This window comes from Streptomyces sp. PR69 (assembly GCF_026420845.1).
Lineage (GTDB): Bacteria > Actinomycetota > Actinomycetes > Streptomycetales > Streptomycetaceae > Streptomyces.
In genome coordinates this window covers 1-1,239 of sequence record NZ_JAOWCB010000083.1, presented here as the reverse complement: position 1 = coordinate 1,239, position 1,239 = coordinate 1, and the positions used below count along the sequence as shown (strand labels likewise).

The 1,239-nt window shown below is 73.2% G+C and carries 1 protein-coding gene; it reads right to left on the bottom strand.

Annotation, left to right across the window (positions count from 1 at the left end):
• Positions 1-1,239, bottom strand: a 1,239-nt coding sequence (locus OF819_RS28975; protein WP_267246624.1) for a non-ribosomal peptide synthetase, incomplete at both ends; no start/stop codon positions are given.

The following is a 1,239-nucleotide window of genomic DNA, read 5'->3' as shown; positions in this document are numbered from 1 at the left end:
AGGTACTCCAGTTCACCGTCGGCCCGCCAGCGCACGCGGTCGCCCGACCGGTACATCCGTGAGCCGTCGGCCGCGAAGAGGTCCGCGACGAACCGTTCCGCCGTCAGGCCGGGCCGGCCCACATAGCCACGGGCCACGCCCGCGCCCGCGATGTACAGCTCGCCCGCCACACCAGGCGGTACCGGGGCCAGGTGTTCGTCCAGCACGTACAGCCGGGTGTTCGCGATGGGCCTGCCGATCGGCACGGACTCGCCGACCTCCTGGCCGGCCTTCACCGTGTACACGCAGCATCCGACCACCGTCTCGGTCGGCCCGTACTCGTTGACGAGCACGGAATCCGGCGCCCGGTCCAGCCAGGCGCGCACATCGGCTCCGGCGAGCGCCTCGCCACCGACGATCCACTGGCGCGCGGCGCCTAGTACCCGATCGTCCGGGAGCATGTCGGCCAGCAACGGCAGGTGCGCGGGGACGACCTTCGCCAGCCCGAATCCGCCGCCCGTGCGCAGCAGGTCCGCGAGTCCCTCGGCGCCGCCCTCCTCGCTGATCACGACCGGCGAACCGGACACCAGCGGCAGCAGCACGCTGGTCACGGTCAGGTCGAAGGACAGCGAGGAGTGCAGCGGCGCTCCTCCGCCGTCGCCCATGCCGTAGGCGTCGGCCGCCCACAGGACGTAGTTGGCGACGCCGCCGTGGGTGACGGCCACGCCCTTGGGGCGGCCCGTCGAGCCCGAGGTGTAGATCACATACGCCAGTCCGTCCGGCGACACCTCCGCCCTGGGTGCATCCACCGGGCGGGCCGCCAGGTCCGCGACGCACTCCGGGTCGTCCAGCGCGACGACGGGCACGTCCTCCACCGGAAGTTCGCGCAGGACCTGTGCGGTGCCGAGCAGCACCGCGACCTGGCAGTCGGCCAGCATGAAGGAGATCCGCTCCGCCGGGTACGCCGCGTCGACCGGCAGATAGCCCGCCCCGGCCTTCCACGCGGCCAGGATCGCGGTGACCGCGTCCACGCCGCGCGGCAGGCACAGGCCCACCACCGACTCGGGGCCGACGCCCCGGTCCCTTAGCAGGTGGGCGAGTCGGTTCGCCCGCGCGTCCAGCTCCGCGAACGTCAGCTCGTCGTCCTCGCACACCACCGCGACCGCGTCCGGGGTCCCGGCGGCCCGCGCCTCGAACAGCCGGGCAACGGAACCGGCGCCTGCCAGAGGCTCGACGGCGGTGTCGTTCCAGTCGGTAAGC